Here is an 18,412-nt window from a genome sequence, read left to right on the forward strand (position 1 = left end):
CGGGATTAGTCAACTAAGGTTGCTAACGTGCCCTCTGCTGAGATCCCCGTTACCCAAGAACCCGCCGACCGGCTGGCGGCCGTGGCGGCGTTGCGGCGCCTGGCCGACCAGCTGGAGGACGACGCCGTCGAGCAGGCGATGCGGGCGGGCTGGAGCTGGCCGCAGGTCGCCGAGGCGCTCGGCGTGACGCGCCAAGCCGTTCACAAGAAGCACGCCAAGCGGCTCATCGCCGCCGGCGTCACACTGAGGAGACGCTGACGATGGCCGCCATCGACCACTACCTCAACACGATCATCGACCAGGGCGGACGCGAAGCCCAGCAGGACGGCTCGGCGAGCGTCGAGGCGCACCATCTCCTGCTGGCGATCGCCGCCGAGCAGGAGACCGGCACCCATCAGGTCCTGACCTCGGTCGGGCTCGATCACCAAGCGATCCGCGACGCGCTGGACAGGGAGTTCGAGCACAGCCTGGCCGCGGCGGGGGTGTCTCTCGCCGCCTTCGACCTGCCGCGGCCGAGCGGTGCCGCCGAACGGCCCACTCAGATGGGCGCCTCGGCCAAGCTCGCGCTCGAACGGGGCTTCGCGTCCGTCTCCCGCAAGAAGGATCTGCGGCCGGCGCACCTGCTGCTCGGGATCGTGCGAGCTCAGGTCGGCACCGTGCCACGCGCGCTGGCCCTGGCCGGCGTCGACCAGGCCGAGCTGATGGTACGCATCCTGGACACACTCCCGGACAACGACAAATGACGCGCGCCCCGAAGCTGCCAGGCGCGAGCTCCTTATACCTGCTCTGCGGGATGATCGGCGGACCCCTGTTCGTCATCGCCTTCCTCATCGAGGGGGCCACCCGCGCCGGCTACGATCCGCTCCGGCATCCGGTCAGTTCACTGGCCCTGGGCCCGTACGGGTGGACGCAGATCGCCAACTTCGTCGTCACGGGCCTGCTGATGCTCCTTTTCGCCCACGGCCAGCGCCGGGCTCTGCACGCCGCTGGACGACGTTCGACCTGGGGACCACTGCTGGTCGGGACATACGCGATCGGACTGATCGGCGCCGGCGTCTTCGTGACCGATCCCGTTGGCGGCTACCCGCCCGGCACGCCCGTCCAGGGGGTGCACACCTGGCACGGCGACCTCCACGACTTCCCCTTCTCGCTGCTCGTCTTCGCCGCACTGGCCGCCGCGTGCTTCGTCTTCGCCCGGCGCTTCGCCGGTTGGGGCGAACGCGGCTGGGCCGTCTACTCGGCCGTCACCGGCGTACTGGTCGTGATCGGCTTCTTCCTGTCCGGGCAGGCCTTTTCACAGGTCGACGGGCTCGGTGGACTGCTGCAACGACTGACCATCGCCGCCGGCTGGGGGTGGCTGACCCTCCTCGCGATCCATCTGCGCACCCTTGACCGCATGGACGAGATCATCTCGTGACGCCGCGACGGCAGGATCCCCTGTCGCACCTATCGGTTTTCAACGGGAGGATCCAGTGAAGCGTCTCGCAGTCGCCGCCACCCTGGCGGCAACCGCCGTCTTATCCACCGGAGGCGGCCACGCCCAGGCCGCCACCGCCCCTGACCCGGTCACGAGCATGAAGAAGCAGTTCGTGGCCGGGCGTGGCGTACTGGTCTCCGAGACGACCAGAAGCACCATCAGCGGAACCAAGGGCGTCGCCGTGGCCAGAACCACCGGCACGATCGGCTTCGTCAGGTCCGGGACGGCGAACCACGACCTCACCACAAAATGGAAGCCCCAGCCCGACATGACCGAACCCGTGTACACGGCTCCCACCCGGGCGATCAAGGTGGGCCGTTTCACGTACGTGTCCGGCTTCGAGTGGGGGGAGATGCCGGCCGGGGCGAAGTGGGTCCGTTTCGGCAAGGACAACAGCTCGTGGGGCGAGGTGGGTCAGCGGGGCTATCAGCTCGTCGATGTCTTCAACCCGGCCATACTCAAGAAGATGCTGGCCAAGGCCACCATCGCGAAACCGGGTGAATACCGGGGCATCCTGGCCGCCAAGGATCTGTACCGCGATTCTGGCATCTCCGAGGTGAACAAGGTCTCTTTCCGGCTCTTCGTCGACCGGGACCAGTTGCCCGTCCGCCTCATCACTGAGCATCAGGAGAAGGAGACCTTCCCCAACGAGGACAACAAGTGGGTCAAGCGCACTGTGCACTCCATCGTGGACACCCGCTACACCGGCTGGGGCGCGAAGGTGAAGATCGTGGCGCCACCGGCGCACGAAGTCGTCGACTTCGATGACCTGCCAGGACCGCTCGCCCCGGAGCCATGGATCGGTAATCCGTAGCCTGTACGGATCATGAAGATCACGAAATCCGGGATCGATACGGCGGTCGACCCGACTGTCCGAACCTCGGCTATGGCTCAGCGAGGAGACCGACCACGGATACCGCTGGCCGGGACCGCTGGAGAGCGCGTGACAGTCACCTTCGGTGTGCTTCCGGCCATACTTCGCGCTACCCTATCCATCGAAAGATTTAAATATTCCTAAGGATGGAGCACGGGTGAAGGTACTGGTGGTGGGCGCGGGCGCACTGGGGCAGGTGTTCGGGATGTGGCTGTCGCTCGGCGGCGCCCAGGTCAGCTATCTGGTCAGGCCCGGCAGGGAGCACTGGGCGGACGGAGACGGCGCGCTGCTGTACCGGCTGCGCCGTCGAGGACGGCCCGTCGAGCAGCGACTGACGCCGCACCAGGTGATCACCGAGCCGGTGGCCGGAGAGTGGGACATGGTGTGGCTGTGCGTGGACTCCACCGCGCTGCCCGGCTCCTGGACGGGAGACCTGCACGCCGCGACCGGCGGCGCGACCGTGGTCACCATCAGCCAGGCACCACAGGACCACGCGGTCCTCACCCGGACCTGGCCGGCGGAGCAGCTCGTCCAGGTGGTGCCGTCCCTTCTCGCCTACCAGGCGCCGTTGCCCGGGCAGGTGTGCGAACCCGGCATCGCCTACTGGGCGCCGCCCGGGGCAGCGCTCGGCGTCTTCGGCGCGGAACCGCGCGCCCGGCAGGTGGTCGCCGCGCTCCGGGCGGGCGGCGCGCGTGCCAGACGCACCCGGCGGGCGGGGGCGAGTGACATCACCGCCGCCCGGATGATGCCTTACATCGCGGCGCTGGAGAACGCAGGCTGGTCGATCTCGGCCACCCGGTACGGGCGCGCGGCACGGGCGAGCCGGGAGGCCGTCGCGATCGCCGCGGCATCGCACGGAAGGCGGGCCCCGCTCGCGGTCCCGGCCTGGGCCGCGCACTTGGCCCTGCGCGCGCTGCCGCTGCTCGTACCCTTCGACCTGCCGCGCTACCTTGAGGCGCACTTCACGAAGGTGAGCGCGCAGACGCGCCTGATGCTGGACGGCTGGATCGCCGAAGGGGCGGCCCGTGGCCTGCCCGTCACCCACCTCACGGAGCTGCGTGCCGAGGCGTCCGCATGACCGGCCATGCCGCCGCACAGGACGTCCTGGCCCTGTTCGCCACGACCCGGCCGCTGTTCACCGCGCTGGGCGACGAACGCAGGCAGGAGATCATCGTCTTCCTGCTCGAATCCGGCGCATCGCGCAGCGTCGGCGACATCGCCGACCACCTGGGGCTGTCCCAGCCCGCCGTGTCGCACCATCTGAAGATTTTGCGTGACGCGGGGCTGCTCACCGTGCGCCGCAACGGCGCGCAACGCCTGTACGCGCTCAACGCGGCCGACTATCCGCGTCTGCTGACCCCGCTGCGCGATCTGACCTCTACGATCATCGCCTGCGCCACGACCCCTGACCATCCGGCTTGACGTCCCCCGCGCCGGCATCACCGCGGGTGGATTTCGCCGGCTGCGGTCCTCGACGATCACACCGAAGAAATGCATGATCATTAAGAGCTGGCCACGCCGCAGGTCATGTCCATAGATCACCTTGATAGGCTGATCATGGCAACTCTCCTGCGATAGAGAGCAGTGATCATGAGCGACAGCCCAGGACCCGTGGATCACAAGCAGGAAGCGCTCGACACGCTCGCCACCGCGCGCGGTATCTACGACGGCAGAAGCGATACTCCCAACGCCATGGTCGAGCTCATCGCCGACCAGATCCCCGCGGTCGTCCATGCCCTGCTGTACGTCGGTGACCAGATCGCCGCCCAGCGTGCCGAGCCGGTTCGCGAGCCGGGCAGTGGCGAACGTCCGGTCGAAGGAGCCACCGGCGCCGGCGACGCGTAAGGCAGGAGCCATGCCGCCGCTGTCGGGCGCGGCGGGTATGCGGCGTCACTCATGTCGTTCACACCGTACGACCTGCGGAAATGATAAGTGTCGCCACATGAATAAAACGATCATCGGGGGCGGTCTGGCGGGTGCGGTGCTGCTCGCGGCGGCCGCCTGCGGGGCCGACGCCCGTCAGATGTCCGAGCAGAGCGCCGATACTCCCACGCCCTACATCGCCGCCACCGCCGACCTGGAGGCCGGCTCGCAGAAGCACTCGGGGGTGAAGAAGCTGGAGCAGGTGGGGCAGGCCGCGTTGAAGGCCGTGCCCGGTTCGACGCTCGTCTCGATGGAGGCCGAGGAGAACGGCAGCCTCTGGGAGGTGCAGGTGGTCGACGCCGAAGGCACCCAACACCAGATGGACGTCGGGTCCGGCTCCGCCGAGGTCGTCAGCGGCCCGTCGGCGGAGGATGACGACGCCGCCGACAAGGCCGCGTATCTCGACCGGATCAAGGCCGCCAAGCTCGACTACCAGCAGGCCGCGGGCAAGATCGCCACGGCCGCGCCGGGCGGCCGCATCACCGAGCTGACCCTGGACGGCCACCGGGACAAGATCGTCTGGGAGGTGGACGTGGTCACTTCCGACGGGAAGAAGCAGAACATGACCGTTGACGCCACCGACGGCACGGTCACCAAGGCCGGAGAAGGGGACTGATCGGGGACCGCGAGCGAGCGCTGGCCGCGCCCCCGACGGTCAGCGCACCCTATCAGCGACCCGTGCCCGCCAGCCAGGCGTCCACCCCCGCCCGCATCCCCACCTTGAGCTCCTCCTCGGCGAACGACGCGTCGATCGAGGCCCGGGCGAATCCGGCCAGCTCCGCGTCGTCGTACCCGAAGACCTCCCGCGCCCGTACGTACTCCTCCGCGAGGTCGGTCTCGCCGTCGGTGTTGAGCGTGACCGCCAGCCCCGCCTCGCGCAGCCGCCGCAGCGGATGCTCGGCCAGGCTGGGCACGACACCGAGCAGGACGTTCGAGGTCGGGCAGACCTCCAGCGGAACCCCGCGCTCACCCACCTCGGCGACCAGCGCGTCGTCCTCCAGAACGCGGACGCCGTGCCCGATCCGCTCGGCGTGCCCGGCCACGAGCACCTCCCGGATGCTCTCCGGCCCGCCGAACTCCCCCGCATGGTGCACCAGGTGCACCCCGGCGTCCCTGGCCGCGTCGAGCACCTCCGCGAACGGCGCCACCGGATGGCTCTCGTCACCCGCCAGCCCGATGCCGATGACCGCCTCGTAACGGGTGGCGAGCTTCAGCGTCCGCCAGAACCGTTCGACGGACCGCCGCCGCGAGTGGTCGAGCAGCACCCGGCACTCGATCCCGTAGCGGCGCGACCCCTCGGCCAGCCCGTCGAGCACCGCCTCCAGCGGCATCTCCGGCGCGCCGAGCCGCTCGCCGTGCGAGGCCGCGGTGAACGACACCTCCGCGTAGCGGGTGCCCTGAGCGGCCTCGTCCTCGCAGAACTCCAGCGCCACCCGCCGGAAGTGCTCGGCCGTGCGCAGCCGCTCGCGGGTCAGCGCCCGGTGGTCGGCGAACTCGCGGAACGTGGCGAACGGCCCGCCCCGGCCCCCCGGGCCACCGAACTCGCGCGAGGTCTCGGGCCGGACCGTGCTCTCCAGGTGAACGTGCAGGTGGGCTTTGGGCAGCAGCCGTACGTCTCTCACTGTCAGCACCCTAGCCACCAGCCCGTACGGCCCGCATCCCGGTTTTGCTCGTGACTGACCGGTCAGTCATAATGGCCCGCATGTCCCCCCGGAAGGTCGACAAGGCCGCGCGACGCAAAGAGATCCTCACCGCGGCGGTGAAGGTGTTCGCCCGCAAGGGGTTCGCCGCCACCCGCATCGACGACATCGCCGCCGAGGCGGGCATGGCCAAGGGCAGCGTCTACCTCTATTACGACAGCAGGGACGCGCTGCTGGAAGCCGCGTTCGAAGCCTACAGAGCCATGTCGGCCGACATCTTCGACCGGGCGGTCAACGGCCCCGGCCCCGCGCTGGAGCGGCTGGCCGGGCTGGTGCACGCGGTGCTCGACGTGCTGGCCGCGCGGCGCGAACCGGCCCGGATCATGGTCGACCTGTGGGCGGCGTCCCGGGATGCGGAGAAGTCGCCGGTGGACATGGCGGCCGTCTACGGCGACTCGCGGGCGGCGATCGCCGAGCTCCTGCGCCAGGCCGACAAGGAAGGCGTGCTGCGCGCGGGCGTGAGCGAGCACCACGCGGCCGTCATCGTGGGCGCCCTCGAGGGCTGCCTGCTGCAGTGCCTGGTGGATCCCGGCCTGCCCGCGACGGAGCTGGCCGAGCCGATCATCCAGGTCTGTCTGGAGGGCCTGCGCCGACCGGCCGCTTGACAAGCTCGGAGGGCTGATAGAGCCTCCTTGCAGAGATCTCCGGTTCACCAGCCACTTCGCCTCTCTTACGGGTGATGAGACGATGCCGGAAGAGCACGAGCCGATGCCGTCGCCGGCGCAGCAGCGGTTGTGGTTTCTCCAGCAGCTCGCGCCGGATTCGCCGCAGTACAACGTCTTCCGGGGCTACGAGCTGCGCGGACGACTGGACGTGGCGGCGCTGCGCCGGGCCCTCGGCGCGCTGGCCGAGCGGCACGTCGCGTTACGCATGAGGTTCCCCGCCGACGGCGGGGTCGCCCGCGCGGTGGTGAGCGGCTGCCCGTTCGAGGTCGAGCTGCCCATCACCGATCTCGCGGGAGAGTCCGGCTGGGAGTCGGCGGCGACGGAGTTCGCCCGGCTGTGGTCGTCACAGCCGTTCGACCTCGCGCGGGACGACCTGATCCGGGCCCACCTGCTGCGCGTCACGCCCGAGCTGCACGTACTCCTGCTGTGCGTCCATCACATCGTGATCGACGGCTGGTCGGTGCCGATCATCGACGAGGAGCTCGGCCGGCTCTACGAGGGCCGGCCCCTCGTGGAGCAGTCGGCCGACTATCTCGACTACGCCCGGTGGCAGTGGGAGCTGGCCGGCTCCCCCTCGGCCGAGCGGGTGCTCGCGTACTGGCGGCGACGGCTGGCCGGCGCGCCCGAACTCGTCACGCTGCCCGCCGATCGGCAGCGTCCGAGGATCCAGGACTTCCGCGGCGGGCAGCTCGCCAGGACCTTGCCGACGGAGGTGACCGCCACGCTGAGGTCCTTCGCCGCGGCGCACCGCGTCACGCCGTACACCGTCGCCTACGCCGCCTTCGCCGTGCTGCTCGCCCGTGTCGCCCGCGCGACCGATCTGGTGATCGGCGTGGTGGTGGCGGGCCGTTCGCGGCCGGAGTTCGCCGGGACGGTGGGCTTCTTCGTCGGTACGCTGCCGGTCCGCATGGACCTGTCCGGCGATCCGAGCTTCGCCGCGGTGCTCGCCGCGGCCCGCGAGGAGCTGTTCGACGCCTACGACAACGACCTGCTGCCCTTCGACGTCCTGGTCGACCGGCTGGCCCTGCGGCGGGATCCCTCCTACACCCCGCTGGTCCAGGTGATCTTCCAGATGCTGGTCACGCGGGCGTACGGCAGCGAGACGCGCTGGGGCGACCTCGGCGCCCGCCTCTGGGGCAGGGACGTCACGCAGCCCGCCACCCGCTTCGACCTGGAGGTGCACCTGCTGGACCAGGCCGAGGACGACATGGTCATGGAGGTCTGCTTCAACGCCGACCTGTTCGACGAGAAGACGGTCGCGGGACTGGCCGGCGACTACATGCGGCTGCTGCGGGCCCTGTGCCGCGACCCCGATCGGCCCGTGTCGGAGGCGTACGCGCAGCTCGGCGGTGGTGAGAGGCAGGTGTGGGTGTCGATCCGCGACGAGCAGGGGGTCTTGGTGCCGTACGGGGTGCCGGGCGAGGTCTGGCTCGATGGGACGCCCACGCGACTGCTCGGCCGTATGCGGTTCGGCGGCACGTTCGAGGTCCTGGGCCGTACGGACGCCGAACTCGTGGTCCGCGGCTGCCGGGTGCCGGCCGAGCCGATCGAGCGGGCGCTGCTGGAGGACCCGTCGATCGCGGCGGCCGAGGTGTCGGCAGGCGACGACGGCGAGCTCACGGCCCGCCTCACCGCCGTGCCCGGCGAGTCCCGGCCGACCCGGGGCGAACTACGCGCCCGGCTCCGCCGCCGGCTGCCGGGCTTCCTGGTGCCCGGCTCCTTCGTCTGGAACGACGAGCCCTCCCCCGAGCCACCGATCCCGCACGCGCTGGTCCTGACCGCATCGGACCTGCACGACCCCGACCAACCGAACCCGGACCCGGACCTGGACCTGGACCTGGACCTGGACCGGCCGGAGCCTGGCCGGCCGGAGCGCGACGCGGCGGGGCTGGACGAGCCGATGGTCTTCTTCGTGGTCACCGAACCGCCGGGAGAGGCTTCGTGAGCACGTCGGCGGCGGAGTCGTGCTTCTGGACGCCGCGCCGCAGGCCCGGGGCGGCACTGCGCGCGGTCTGCTTCCCGCACGCCGGCGGTGACGCGCTGTCCTACGCCTCCCTCTCCCGCGCGCTGCCCGACGACATCGAGGTGCTGGCCCTGCGGATGCCCCGTCCCGGAGACCGGCGGGCCGAGCCGGCACCTGATCTCGCCACGTTCACCGGGCGGATCGCCCGCGCGCTCGCGGACCTGGCACCGCCGTACATGGTGGTGGGCCAGAGCCTGGGCGCCCTGATCGCCTTCGAGGCGGCCAGAGCGGCACCGGGTACGCCCCCCACGGCATGCCTGTTCATCTCGTCGGCGCCCCCACATCGCTGGGCGCGAACGCTCGACCTCTACGCGGCGGACGACGCGGAGCGAGCGCTGCTGTCCTATCTCCGTGACGGCGACGCGACGATGGGCGCGGCGCTGGACGATCCGGCGGTAGGGGCGCTCGTGCTCCGCGACCTGCGGGCAGATCTACGGCTTTTGCAGGGGTACGCCGCCTCCGTGGAGCCGCGGCTCACCTGTCCGGTCCGCGTCCTGGTCGGCGCCGATGACCCGGCGCTGTCGCCGGACGACGTCGCCGGCTGGAGCCGCTGCACAACCGGGCCCTGCTCGGTCGCGTCGGTTCCCACGGGCCACTTCGTCGTACGGCAAGGAGAGGCTTTCGTCGTTCAGGAGATCACCCGCGTCGCCACCGCGGGGGTCACGACCGAGGGAGAAGGATGTTCGACTCGGAGATCGGCCGGCGGGTAGCAGAGCACGCCGCCCAGGCCCCCGACAGTCCGGCCGTCGTGTCCGCCGAGGGCGTCCTGACCTACCGGGACCTGGCTGCGCGGGCGGAACGCTTCCGTGAGGCGCTGGCGGCGGCGGGACTGCGCGCGGGGGACGTGGTCGCGATGGCGCTGCCCGACGGCTCGGTCGGCATCGCCGCGATGCTGGCCGCGTTCACCGCCGGTACGGCTTTCGTCTGGCTCGACGAGGACCAGCCCGCCGCGCGGCACCGCGCGATCCTGGAGGACTGCGGCCCGACGGGTGTGGTGGCGACGCCGAACGGCGCGGAGGAGGCGGCCAGGTCGGCGGGTTGCCCCGCGGTGGTGACCGTCCAGGGCGACGAGGCGACGGTGGTCTCGGCCGCGCCGTCCGGGCCGCGCGCGGAGACGGTGCCGCGGGACACGAGCTGCCTGGTCTACACCTCGGGCTCCACCGGCAGGCCGAAGGGCATCGTCCAGCGCAGCGGGAACCTCCTGCACTTCGCGCGCTGGCTCGCCGCGGAAACCGGCCTGCGCCGCGGATCGCACATGCTGCAGCTGGCCCGCCTCAGCTACGACGCCGCCTACTTGGAGATCCTCAGCGCCCTGGAGGCCGGCGCCGCGATCGTCATCCCGCCGCCCACGGTGAAGCCCGACGGCGCCGAACTCCTCCCGTGGCTGGACGGCCGGGAGGTGACGCACGTGTTCTGCGTGCCCACGCTCATCCGCCGGCTGCTGCTGGCCCGGGAGGGCGCGGGCGAGCCGCCCGACCCGGGCATGCGGGCGGTCAGCCTGTACGGCGAGCCCCTGCACAGCACGACCGTGGACCAGGTGCGCGCCCACTTCCCGCGGGCGGCGGTCTACAACATGTACGGTCCGGCGGAGACGACCGTCGCGACGTTCCACCTGGTCGAGCCGGGCTCCGCCGGGGACATCCCCATCGGCCGGGACATCCCGGGGATCGAGACCCTGCTGCGCGGGGGCGAGAGCGCGGCGGACGACGAGGGCGAGGTCTGGATCAGGACCCGGTTCCTGGCCCGCGGCTACCTGGGGCGGCCGGCGGAGACCGCCGCGGTCTTCTCGGAGAAGGACGAATCCGGCCTGCGTACGTACCGGACCGGGGACCTGGCGCGCAGGCGGCCCGACGGCGCTCTGGTGTTCCTGGGCCGGCGCGACCACCAGGTCAAGATCCGGGGCGCCCGCGTCGAGCTGGCCGAGATCGAGGCGGTGCTGCGGGCCGAGCCGGGAGTGGCGCAGGCCGCCGTCGGCGTCTTCACCGACGAGCACGGCACCGTCCATCCCGCCGCCTACCTGGAGCCGGTCGCGGCGGCGAAGGTGGACGTGCGGGTCCTGCACCGCCGCGTGGCGGGCGTGCTGCCCGCCTACATGGTGCCCGCCGCGTACGTCCTGCTCGACAAGCTGCCCCTCACCGCGACCGGGAAGATCGACCGGAAGGGGCTGCCGGATCCGAACACGCTCACGTCAGGAACCGGCGCCCGGGGTGCGTTCAAGACCGGGACCGAGCGGCGACTGGCCGCGATCTGGCGCGAGGTCCTCGACCGCCAGGAACTGGGCGCCGACGACGACTTCTTCGAGCTGAAGGGGCACTCCCTCATGGCCGTGCGCATCGCGGCGGCGGTGATCGAGGAGTTCGGGGTGGAGATCCCCGTCCGGGCCGTCTTCGAGCATCCCACCGTGCGCGAGCTGGCCGGCTACATCGACGAGGAACTGTCTCACTTGTAGGCGGTCTCCTGGGCCGGGATGCCGCGGATCCGGCAGGGGCGTTCGGCGCGGAGCAGGAAGCGGTGCAGCTCCGCCCGGGCGCGCCGCACCGCGTCGTCGGTGACGTCGCGCATGTACAGCTCCAGGACGAACCGCTGCCCAGCGTGCTCGACATGCTCGTCGTCGTACGTTCCGCGCCCGTCATCGCCGGGACACGGGCGGGTGGCCGCGGCCACGACTCCGGGAAGCGCCTCGGCCAGGCGACGTACCGACGGCAGCGACACCTTGACCCCGTCCACGACGCAGGAGTCCCCCATGCGCCCGGCGAAGTGGAGATAGCCGTCCGCGTCGATGCGGAACAGGTCCCCGGTGGCGATCTGCCCCGGGGCGGCGCGGCGGTCGGTGGAGCGGCCGTCGGTGGCGCGGCCCTCGGGAGCGCGGCCCTCGGGAGCGCCGACCCGCCGTACGAGCACGGTGTCGGAGGTCACGAGCAGCTCTCCCACGCCGTCGCGCACGTCACGCAGCGACACGCCGACCCCGGGCAGCGGGCGGCCGACCGATCCGTGCCGGTGGACGGGTTCGCGGTGCGCGGCCAGGGTGCTGACCCGCGGCCCCGCCTCCGTCAGGCCGTACGTGATGTACACCTCCAGGTCGTCGCGCCCCCGCAGCAGCGCGGTCACCTCCCGTGACGGCAGGGCGTCGCCGCCCACGGTGAGCATGCGCAGGCCCTTGGGCGGCTCATCCGGCACCAGGCCGCGCAGGAGGAAGGGCGTCAGCGAGGAACTCGTCACGCCGTGGCGGCGCACGGCGTCGGCGTAGCCCCGCGGGCTGAACGGCGGGCCGGTGACCACCAGGCGGGCGCCGGTGACCAGGCCCGCCAGCGCCTGGGCCACCAGGGCGTAGGAGAAGTTCAGCGGCAGCGTGACGAGCATGGTGTCGTCGGCCCGCAACCCGACCGCCCCGGCATGCCTGGCGGCGTTGCGGAACAGGGACGAGGCCCGGTGCAGACAGCCGCTGAAGATGCCGGAGGTCCCTGAGGTCAGGATGACCACGTGGCCGGGGCCGTGCTGCTGCCAGGGCCCGGGCAACGTCGCGACGGCGACGCGGTCGAAGCGCCGGACGGTCGTCTCGGGGACGATCCTGCCGTACGGGGTGACCAGCAGGCGGGCGCCGAGCCGGCGGGCGACCTCCCTGAGGCGGCTCGCGGGCATGGCGGGTGGGACGGCGACGGGCACCGCCCCGCCGTGCAGCGCGCCGAACAGGTACCGCAGCAGCGCCGTCCCGCTCGGCAGGGCGAGCACCACCACGTTCCCCAGCCCATCGGCCAGCCCGGCGAACAGGTCCGCGACGGCCGCGACAGACACCGGCGGGCCGGGCTCCGCGTCGCCGTCGACGTCGACGGCCCGCTCGCGAAGGTAGGTCTCCACCTCGTCGACCGGCGGGCCGATGTCCTCAGCGCTCATCGTCCGGACCCGCTGTCCGGCCGTCGGCGGCGTGGTGGCCAGGGGTTGGATCCGATACCCCGCCGGTGATGGGGCGACCGGGCAATGGGCCAGGCATCCGGTCAGTGGCGATGCGGCGGCCCGGCAGTGGATCCTGGCCGGTAGTGGCGTGGTGACCTGGCAGTGAGTCCTGGCCGACAGTGGCGTGGTGGCCGGGGCTTGGGCCCAGGATTCGGCCGACGGCGGTGTGGTGGGTGCCGTTCACGGTGTGCTCGGCGACGGCGACGTACCGGCACTCGCCGGTAGCCAGCCAGCCGGCCGCGATCAGCGCCACGACCCGCGCCGCGCGGTCCGGTGGCATGCACACCAGCAGGCTGGGGCCGCGGAAGCCGAGCGTGATGCAGAGCAGGCCGGCGAGCGAGCCGGGGTTGGCGCCGGCGAAGCGGAGCGGGGAGACGCGGCCGCGGGCGGCCGAGTCGGCGACCGAGCGCATGGTGTGGCGGGTGCCATGGTCGCTGACGGCCAGCGCGCCGATCTCGGCCGTCTCCCATCGCACCGCCTCCGGCGCCTCGGCCAGCGCCGCCTCCACCGCGGACACCACGAGCCAGGCCGCCGGGTCGGCGTAGAAGGAGGCGGTCCGGCGTCCCTCCGCCACCAGGTCGCCGGTCTCGCGGAGCCCGCGAGCCAAGGTGGACAGACCAGGGCGCTCACCGTACATGCCGCACTCCCGGAGTGAAGGCCAGGCTCGTGATGAACCCCCCGAAGCCCAGCGTCAGGCTGAGCCCCGCGCCCGGCCGCAGTCCGCTCGGCCGCCCAGCGGGGACCGGAAGGGGGAAGCCCGCCGGCACGTCCTCCAGCCCCACGACCGGCGGCACCGTGCCGTAGTGCAGCGCCAGCACGACGGCGATGGCCTCCAGCACCCCGGTGGCGCCGAGGGTGTGCCCCAGCGCGCCCTTGGTGGCGAACACCACGGGCGGCGCGGCGCACCCCGCGAACAGCCTGCTCAGAGCGCCCGACTCGGCGGCGTCGTTGACGGGCGTACCGGAGCCGTGGGCGTTGATCACGGCGATGTCGTCCAGGCCGAGCCCGGAGGCGGCCAGGCAGCGCCGTACCGAGAGGTCGACGCCGGTCCCGGCCGGGTCGGGCGCCGTCATGCCCGCCCCGTCGTTGGCCGCCCCCGTTCCGGCCAGGACCGCGTAGGGTTCGGCCCCGCGGGCGCGGGCCGACTCCTCGCGTTCGAGCACGACGAAACCCGCGGCCTCGCCCAGGAGCGTGCCATCGGCCCGGCGGTCGAACGCGCGCAGCCTGGTGGGCGACATCGTGCCCAGCACGGTGTGCGCCAGCCGCTTGGCGGGGGTGACCACGTCGGCCGCACCGCACACGCTCACCTCGGCGACTCCCGACCGGATCACCTCGGCACCGACCGCGAGCGCGTCGGACCCGGACGAGCACGCCGTACTGACGGCGACGGGCGGCAACCGCAGCCCCACACCGGCGGCGACGTCTGCCGCCCACTGGTACAGGTCCGCGTCCTCATCGTCCAACTGCGCCCCGAAGCTGGTACCCAGCACAGGGTACGGCTCCACCTCCGCACCAGACGCGACCCCGGACGGCCACTCCAGCGCGTCGGGCGCCCGGCCAGGGGCGAGCCCGGACGGCCCGTCATCTCCCCCAGACCCGCGCGCCTCGCCAGAGGCTGGCCCAGACGATCCGTCTCCACCCCAAGACCCGCGCGCCCCGCCAGGCGATCTGCCTCCATCCCAGGACTCGCGCGCCCGTCCGGGGGTGAGTCCGGCGTCGGCGAGGGCGCGGGACAGGACGCCCTCCGCCAGGGCCCGCTGTCGGGCCGACGGTTTCAGCTCCGGCGGCGGGTCGGGCAGGGTCGCGGCGAGCAGGTTGCGCAGGCGATGCTCCGACGGCACCTCCCGGAACCCGTCGTCCCCGTCGAGCAGCCGCCGCCACACCTCGGCCAGGCCGTCGCCCAGCGCCGTGGACCAGGCCATCCCGGTGACCCAGACGTTCACCACAGCCGCCGCCCGAGCTGCTCGACCGGGACCCGGATGAGGGAGCCGCGGAAGGCCGCCGCCCGTTCGCCCTCCACCGTCGCCCGGCAGGAGAAGTGGAAGGTGTTGCCGATGATCCGGTCGCTGCGCACGTCGAAGATCACCTGGTCGCCGACCACCACGATGCGATGGAACCGGCTGTGCGCCGAGCCGATGAGCGTGATCTCGTCGTCGGCCAGCTTCGACGTACTCATCTGGTAGAGGATGATGCCCGACTGGGCGATGGCCTGGACCAGATGGCTGCCGGGGAAGATGGCCCGCTCGGGGAAGTGCCCGGCGATGGCGTCCATGGTGCCGGACACCGACAGCATGCTGCGCAGGTACTCTCCCGGCACGTAGTCGAGCACCCGGTCGATGTAGATCATGGGATGCCGGTGCCGCAGCCACTGCTTGATCTCTGTGAACCCCAGGGTCGACTCACCGGTCTCGGCCATCGTTCCTCTCTCCGCTCAGCTGGGCGCGCAGCGCGGCGCGCAAGGCGGCGGGCAGCGGGGCCGGAGTGCCGTCGGCCGCGTTGACCAGGCACATCACGAGCGTGCCCGTGGCGAGCAGCGTCCCGGTCCGGGCGCCCGGACGCTCGACCCTGACCCCCGCACGCTCGACCCCGGGGCCCGCACGATCAGGTCCGAGGCCCGCACGATCAGGTCCAAGGCCCCCACGATCGCGCCCGACCTCCACACGATCGGGTCCGAAGTCCGCACGATCGGACCCGGCGTTCGCGCGATCGGACCCGGCGTTCGCGCGATCACGCAGGACGTCCGCGCGATCGCGCAAGACGCTCGCATCATCGCGCCAGACGTCCGCGGCATCAGGCCACATGCCCGCAGCATCGGCCCCGGTATCCGCGTGATCGGGCAGGCGGCGCACGGTGCCGGAGACCCGCCAGGAAGCGCCGCCCACGTGGTCGATGCCGGCGCGTACCTCGATCCGGTCGGGGAAACGGGCGGCCGCCCCGTACCGCATGCGCAGCTCGGTCACGGCCGGCAGCAGCTTGTGCTCGCTCATCAGCCGGGTGCCGACGCCCATCGCCTCCAGGTCCTCCAGGAGCGCGGTCTCGATGAGGGAGGCGTAGCGGGTGAAGTGGACCACCCCTGCGGCGTCGGTGTCCACGTGCTCGACCCGGCGGCGCAGCGGCCGCGGCCCGCTCACCGGCCGTCCCAGAGGAACCGCGCGGTCCCCCGCTGGATCGCGGCGACCAGTTCCTCCAGGTCAGCGGGGCTGGTGACGAGGGGCGGGGCCACGCGCATGGTGGGGAAGACGTACGGCAGGCCGTGGGAGCGGCGGCCGGCGCCGGCCATGAACTCGACGTAGCAGCCCGCCCTGATGATGTGCGACCGCAGGTCGCGCAGCCGGTCCGCGGCGTCCTCCGTGAGTTCCAGCCCTTGGAGCAGCCCCGTGCCGCGCAGCCCGCGATAGGTGCCGGGGAACCGGTCGAGCACCTCCCTGCCGAGAAGCTCGGTCAACTGGGCGCCGAGCTCGGCCGACCGTTCGAGCAGCTTCTCCTCCTCGATCAGCCGCAGCCCGTCGTGGATCACCGCGCAGGTCAGCGGGCGCAGGTCGGAGGTGGCCACGGCCCCGGACGGCCGCACGTTCAGCGACCGCCTGGCGATCACCATCGAGGTGGACAGCACGCCCATGCCCAGGCTCTTGCCGATGACGGTGACGTCCGTGGGGATCGGACCATGCTCGTCCGCCATGGCGAAGAACCGCCCGGTCTTGGCGAACGTGAGAACCTCATCGGCCACCAGCAACGCCCCGTGCTCGGCGGCGAGCGCCGCCAGCGTCCGCAGGTAACCGGCCGGTGGGACCAGCAGGCCCGCATCGCCCTGGATCGGCTCGACGACGACGGCCAGCAGCCGCTCGCCGTCGCGGGCGAAGAACTCCAGCAACGGCTCCAGGGCACCGAACGGAAGGTGCTTCACCGCCAGCCCATAAGGGCCGTCGGCGGCGACCTGGGGAAGCCCGACGCGGAAGTGGCGCCGGTTGAGCAGCGGCGTGAGCGCGCCCGTCCAGCCGTGCCACGCGCCCTGGAAGGCGAGGACGAGATCGCGGCCGCCCCGCTCGGGGTCGGGCCGGAGCCGGCGGTGGTCGTACCTGGACTCCAGGACCAGCCGCAAGGCCAGTTCCATGCCCTCGGAGCCGGAGTTGCGGCCGGCCGCGTGGTAGTCACCCGGCGGGAAGTGGTCGCACCACAGCCCGCCGGAACCGATCGTCCCGGCGAGGAGGCGGGTGCGCTCCGCGGACTCGATCTCGTCGGTGGCGTACCCGAGATCCGCCACCGCGCGGGTCAGGGCGCGCAGCACGGCCGGGTGACCGGCCCCGAGGCAGGCGCTGGCGTAGCCACCGGAAGCGTCGATGACCTCGAACGGCTCGCCCGTGGCGGCGCCGCGCTCGGCCAGCCGCAGCCGCACGCCCCTGCCGCCGAGCGAGACGAACGGCAGCCTGCCGCCGCCGTAGTGGTCCAGGTGCAGAGCTCCGTCGAGGCCGTGGGACGGCGACGTGGCGGTCGGTCCCGCGTGGCTCACGTCCCGCTGCCCTGCAGACGCCGGATGAGCGCGGTCAGGGCGGCGATGGTACGGAAGTTCTCGGGTACGAAGTCCTCGTCGGCGATGCGGACGTCGAAGATGTCCTCACATTGCACCCGTAGTTCGGTGAATCCCAGAGAATCGAGCCCGTAGATGTCGCGCAGGCTCTCGTGGTCGCTGATTTCCTCGGCCGGCGTCTCCACGAACAATTCGGTCGCCAGAATCTTCTTTATGGTGCCCTCGATTTCCATTACACCTCCGGACAAAGCGCATGGTAAAGAGAACGGCACGGCAGGTAGCCGCAGAATGAGGTGGGCGTGGCATCTTCGTCACGGTTCGGCTGGTCGACCGTGAAACCCCGGGACCCAGGGGCCGCCAACAACGACCAGCATGAACCAACCGAAGTTGTTCGTCAATTGCACCCGGCGTCACCGGGTTCACTCGAATTCCACGGGAAAGCGGAAATGGGAATTACCCCGGCACGGCACCTTTTCGATCTACTGTGAAAGTTATGAACACGGGCACTGGACCGGGGGTGTTCACCTCCGACGGCTCACCGGTGGAGTTCTACGCGGCGATCGCCGCCGCGGGCGAACCGGAGATCATCCAGCGGGCGGTGCCGGCCGGAGGGTCGATTCTCGAACTGGGGTCGGGCGCGGGCCGGGTGACGCGCGCCCTGGCCGCGTTCGGCTACGGCGTCGTGGCCGTCGACGAGTCGGCCGAGATGCTGGCCAGGGTCGAGGGCGCGGAGCGGGTCCACGCGCGGATCGAGGACCTCGCGCTCGATCGCCGCTTCGATGCCGTGCTGCTGGCCTCGCTGCTGGTGCACGTGCCGGAGGTGTCGACCAGGCAGCGCTTCCTCGACTGCTGCCGCCGCCATGTGCGCGACGACGGCGTGGTGGTGATCCAGTGGATTCCGCTGGACGTGCGCGCCACCTGGTCGGTGGGCACGACCTTCGCGCGGTCCGGGTTCACCACCACGATCACCGAGTTCGCCCCGTCGGGGCCGGAGCTGGTGGACCTCACCCTGAGGTATGAGACCGACGGCCGCCGCTGGACGCAGTCGATCGTCGAGCGTCCGCTGAGCGACGACCAGCTCACCGCCGCTCTGGCCGGCGCCGGGCTGGTCGTGGACCGCTTCCTGACCCCCGACCGGACGTGGCTGGCCGCCCGTCCCAGCCCCTGACAGAACGCGGCCGACCGCCCGTCGTAACCCCCGACCGAACGCGGCCGACCGCCCGTCATAACCCCCGACCGGACCTAGCCGACCGCCCCCGCCCGCCTCAACGGCG

The 18,412-nt window shown here is 71.8% G+C and carries 21 protein-coding genes; 13 read left to right on the plus strand and 8 right to left on the minus strand.

Going from position 1 to position 18,412, the window contains the following annotated elements; genetic code table 11:
- Nucleotides 1–27: 27 nt before the first annotated feature.
- The 8 genes from KME78_RS09105 to KME78_RS09140 all read left to right on the plus strand — a co-directional run bounded on the left by KME78_RS09105 (nucleotide 28) and on the right by KME78_RS09140 (nucleotide 4,890).
- Nucleotides 28–258 (plus strand): hypothetical protein, encoded by a 231-nt coding sequence (locus KME78_RS09105; protein ID WP_219528359.1) that lies wholly within the window; start codon nucleotides 28–30, stop codon nucleotides 256–258.
- Nucleotides 259–260: 2 nt separating this feature from the next.
- Nucleotides 261–743, plus strand: a complete 483-nt coding sequence (locus tag KME78_RS09110) for a Clp protease N-terminal domain-containing protein (protein ID WP_219528360.1) — start codon at nucleotides 261–263, stop codon at nucleotides 741–743.
- A gap of 50 nt (nucleotides 744–793) precedes the next feature.
- A complete protein-coding gene (locus tag KME78_RS09115; protein ID WP_246650761.1) occupies nucleotides 794–1,417 on the plus strand; it encodes a DUF998 domain-containing protein in 624 nt (207 codons plus the stop codon).
- 55 nt (nucleotides 1,418–1,472) lie between these two features.
- Entirely contained in the window at nucleotides 1,473–2,291 is an 819-nt protein-coding gene (locus KME78_RS09120; protein ID WP_219528362.1) for a hypothetical protein, read from the plus strand.
- Between the two features lie 217 nt (nucleotides 2,292–2,508).
- Entirely contained in the window at nucleotides 2,509–3,429 is a 921-nt protein-coding gene (locus KME78_RS09125; protein WP_219528363.1) for a 2-dehydropantoate 2-reductase N-terminal domain-containing protein, read from the plus strand.
- A complete protein-coding gene (locus tag KME78_RS09130; RefSeq protein WP_219528364.1) occupies nucleotides 3,426–3,773 on the plus strand; it encodes an ArsR/SmtB family transcription factor in 348 nt (115 codons plus the stop codon). The genes KME78_RS09125 and KME78_RS09130 overlap by 4 nt, the downstream gene beginning before the upstream one ends.
- 168 nt (nucleotides 3,774–3,941) lie before the next feature.
- Nucleotides 3,942–4,196, plus strand: a complete 255-nt coding sequence (locus KME78_RS09135; RefSeq protein WP_219528365.1) for a hypothetical protein — start codon at nucleotides 3,942–3,944, stop codon at nucleotides 4,194–4,196.
- A 97-nt stretch (nucleotides 4,197–4,293) separates the two neighbouring features.
- Entirely contained in the window at nucleotides 4,294–4,890 is a 597-nt protein-coding gene (locus tag KME78_RS09140) for a PepSY domain-containing protein (protein ID WP_219528366.1), read from the plus strand.
- A 52-nt stretch (nucleotides 4,891–4,942) separates the two neighbouring features.
- Here the strand turns inward: KME78_RS09140 and add are convergent, their stop codons facing one another.
- Nucleotides 4,943–5,905 (minus strand): adenosine deaminase, encoded by a 963-nt coding sequence (gene add, locus KME78_RS09145; RefSeq protein ID WP_308126860.1) that lies wholly within the window; start codon nucleotides 5,903–5,905, stop codon nucleotides 4,943–4,945.
- A 71-nt stretch (nucleotides 5,906–5,976) separates the two neighbouring features.
- Here add and KME78_RS09150 point away from each other — a divergent pair, with 71 nt between their 5' ends.
- The 4 genes from KME78_RS09150 to KME78_RS09165 all read left to right on the plus strand — a co-directional run bounded on the left by KME78_RS09150 (nucleotide 5,977) and on the right by KME78_RS09165 (nucleotide 11,111).
- A complete protein-coding gene (locus tag KME78_RS09150; protein WP_219528367.1) occupies nucleotides 5,977–6,579 on the plus strand; it encodes a TetR/AcrR family transcriptional regulator in 603 nt (200 codons plus the stop codon).
- 82 nt (nucleotides 6,580–6,661) lie between these two features.
- Complete coding sequence (locus KME78_RS09155; protein ID WP_219528368.1) at nucleotides 6,662–8,584, plus strand: condensation domain-containing protein; 1,923 nt, start codon at nucleotides 6,662–6,664, stop codon at nucleotides 8,582–8,584.
- On the plus strand, nucleotides 8,581–9,372 hold the full coding sequence (locus KME78_RS09160; protein ID WP_219528369.1) for a thioesterase II family protein: 792 nt from the start codon (nucleotides 8,581–8,583) through the stop codon (nucleotides 9,370–9,372). Before KME78_RS09155 ends, KME78_RS09160 begins: the two co-directional genes overlap by 4 nt.
- Nucleotides 9,342–11,111 carry a non-ribosomal peptide synthetase gene (locus KME78_RS09165; RefSeq protein WP_219528370.1) on the plus strand — a complete coding sequence of 590 codons (1,770 nt, stop codon included), beginning with the start codon at nucleotides 9,342–9,344 and terminating at the stop codon, nucleotides 11,109–11,111. The genes KME78_RS09160 and KME78_RS09165 overlap by 31 nt, the downstream gene beginning before the upstream one ends.
- Here KME78_RS09165 and amcH read toward each other — a convergent pair.
- From amcH to amcB, 7 genes are read right to left on the minus strand one after another with little or no spacing between them, the layout of a single operon-like run.
- Nucleotides 11,102–12,553, minus strand: coding sequence for an adenylate-forming 2-oxoglutaryl-ACP ligase AmcH (gene amcH, locus KME78_RS09170; RefSeq protein ID WP_219528371.1), 1,452 nt, complete (start codon nucleotides 12,551–12,553; stop codon nucleotides 11,102–11,104). The genes KME78_RS09165 and amcH overlap by 10 nt on opposite strands.
- Nucleotides 12,543–13,250 (minus strand): cispentacin moiety biosynthesis protein AmcG, encoded by a 708-nt coding sequence (amcG, locus tag KME78_RS09175; protein ID WP_219528372.1) that lies wholly within the window; start codon nucleotides 13,248–13,250, stop codon nucleotides 12,543–12,545. Before amcG ends, amcH begins: the two co-directional genes overlap by 11 nt.
- On the minus strand, nucleotides 13,240–14,556 hold the full coding sequence (gene amcF, locus KME78_RS09180) for a cispentacin biosynthesis acyltransferase subunit AmcF (protein ID WP_219528373.1): 1,317 nt from the start codon (nucleotides 14,554–14,556) through the stop codon (nucleotides 13,240–13,242). The genes amcG and amcF overlap by 11 nt, the downstream gene beginning before the upstream one ends.
- On the minus strand, nucleotides 14,553–15,029 hold the full coding sequence (gene amcE, locus KME78_RS09185; protein WP_214636462.1) for a cispentacin biosynthesis cyclizing decarboxylase AmcE: 477 nt from the start codon (nucleotides 15,027–15,029) through the stop codon (nucleotides 14,553–14,555). The genes amcF and amcE overlap by 4 nt, the downstream gene beginning before the upstream one ends.
- Nucleotides 15,013–15,744 carry an acyl-CoA thioesterase gene (locus KME78_RS09190; protein WP_219528374.1) on the minus strand — a complete coding sequence of 244 codons (732 nt, stop codon included), beginning with the start codon at nucleotides 15,742–15,744 and terminating at the stop codon, nucleotides 15,013–15,015. The genes amcE and KME78_RS09190 overlap by 17 nt, the downstream gene beginning before the upstream one ends.
- Complete coding sequence (gene amcC, locus KME78_RS09195) at nucleotides 15,741–17,120, minus strand: amipurimycin biosynthesis protein AmcC (RefSeq protein WP_219528375.1); 1,380 nt, start codon at nucleotides 17,118–17,120, stop codon at nucleotides 15,741–15,743. Before amcC ends, KME78_RS09190 begins: the two co-directional genes overlap by 4 nt.
- Entirely contained in the window at nucleotides 17,117–17,371 is a 255-nt protein-coding gene (gene amcB, locus KME78_RS09200) for a cispentacin biosynthesis acyl carrier protein AmcB (RefSeq protein WP_219528376.1), read from the minus strand. The genes amcC and amcB overlap by 4 nt, the downstream gene beginning before the upstream one ends.
- Nucleotides 17,372–17,631: 260 nt before the next feature.
- Here amcB and KME78_RS09205 point away from each other — a divergent pair, with 260 nt between their 5' ends.
- Complete coding sequence (locus KME78_RS09205) at nucleotides 17,632–18,306, plus strand: class I SAM-dependent methyltransferase (protein WP_219528377.1); 675 nt, start codon at nucleotides 17,632–17,634, stop codon at nucleotides 18,304–18,306.
- Nucleotides 18,307–18,412: the final 106 nt, after the last annotated feature.

This window comes from Nonomuraea guangzhouensis (assembly GCF_019396345.1).
Classification (GTDB): domain Bacteria; phylum Actinomycetota; class Actinomycetes; order Streptosporangiales; family Streptosporangiaceae; genus Nonomuraea; species Nonomuraea guangzhouensis.

Bases quoted from the DNA above. Each gene is read 5' to 3' on its own strand.
- KME78_RS09205 (WP_219528377.1), top strand. From the start codon at position 17,632: ATGAACACGGGCACTGGACCGGGGGTGTTCACCTCCGACGGCTCACCG.
- KME78_RS09110 (WP_219528360.1), top strand. From the start codon at position 261: ATGGCCGCCATCGACCACTACCTCAACACGATCATCGACCAGGGCGGA.
- KME78_RS09135 (WP_219528365.1), top strand. From the start codon at position 3,942: ATGAGCGACAGCCCAGGACCCGTGGATCACAAGCAGGAAGCGCTCGAC.
- KME78_RS09140 (WP_219528366.1), top strand. From the start codon at position 4,294: ATGAATAAAACGATCATCGGGGGCGGTCTGGCGGGTGCGGTGCTGCTC.
- amcH (WP_219528371.1), bottom strand. From the start codon at position 12,553: ATGAGCGCTGAGGACATCGGCCCGCCGGTCGACGAGGTGGAGACCTAC.
- KME78_RS09165 (WP_219528370.1), top strand. From the start codon at position 9,342: ATGTTCGACTCGGAGATCGGCCGGCGGGTAGCAGAGCACGCCGCCCAG.
- amcG (WP_219528372.1), bottom strand. From the start codon at position 13,250: ATGTACGGTGAGCGCCCTGGTCTGTCCACCTTGGCTCGCGGGCTCCGC.
- KME78_RS09155 (WP_219528368.1), top strand. From the start codon at position 6,662: ATGCCGGAAGAGCACGAGCCGATGCCGTCGCCGGCGCAGCAGCGGTTG.
- amcB (WP_219528376.1), bottom strand. From the start codon at position 17,371: ATGGAAATCGAGGGCACCATAAAGAAGATTCTGGCGACCGAATTGTTC.
- KME78_RS09130 (WP_219528364.1), top strand. From the start codon at position 3,426: ATGACCGGCCATGCCGCCGCACAGGACGTCCTGGCCCTGTTCGCCACG.
- KME78_RS09150 (WP_219528367.1), top strand. From the start codon at position 5,977: ATGTCCCCCCGGAAGGTCGACAAGGCCGCGCGACGCAAAGAGATCCTC.
- KME78_RS09115 (WP_246650761.1), top strand. From the start codon at position 794: ATGATCGGCGGACCCCTGTTCGTCATCGCCTTCCTCATCGAGGGGGCC.
- amcE (WP_214636462.1), bottom strand. From the start codon at position 15,029: ATGGCCGAGACCGGTGAGTCGACCCTGGGGTTCACAGAGATCAAGCAG.